This window comes from Geovibrio ferrireducens (assembly GCF_026226615.1).
Classification (GTDB): Bacteria; Chrysiogenota; Deferribacteres; order Deferribacterales; family Geovibrionaceae; genus Geovibrio; species Geovibrio ferrireducens.
Window position 1 is genome coordinate 1 of record NZ_JAJAPB010000034.1, and the last position, 370, is coordinate 370.

The following is a 370-nucleotide window of genomic DNA, read 5'->3' on the forward strand; positions in this document are numbered from 1 at the left end:
CATATTTAGGCCCTCGCTTCAAAGGAAGAAGAGAATCATGCTTACCGCTTTGCTTGTAACGGTTGTAATACTTTAAAAACGCCCGTCTGTCCGTGTCGTAGAACTTGTAAAAATCCTGCACGTATCTGAAATGCTCGTGCTCATTACGTTTTACCTGCTCGTATTCCTTGATTAAATGCAAATACTTCATAATGTAATTGCGCTTAATAGTCTCATCACTGCTGTTGTTTCTCATTAAGGACTCCTTCGTTTACTATTTATAAACTAGTAAATAAATTCTGTCCTCGAATTAGCTAACATATACAACTGCGGGGAGCAAAGCGACGCGGCAGTCTCAGTTTTATTGTCCCTGATAAAAAAAGCCCTCCGT

Annotated in this window: 1 protein-coding gene; it reads right to left on the reverse strand. The window is 39.7% G+C overall.

The features are described 5' to 3' along the window. Positions 1-235 (reverse strand): hypothetical protein (locus OSQ85_RS14040; protein ID WP_265823936.1); only part of this gene is annotated, 235 nt, incomplete at its 3' end. Between the last annotated feature and the right edge of the window lie 135 nt (positions 236-370).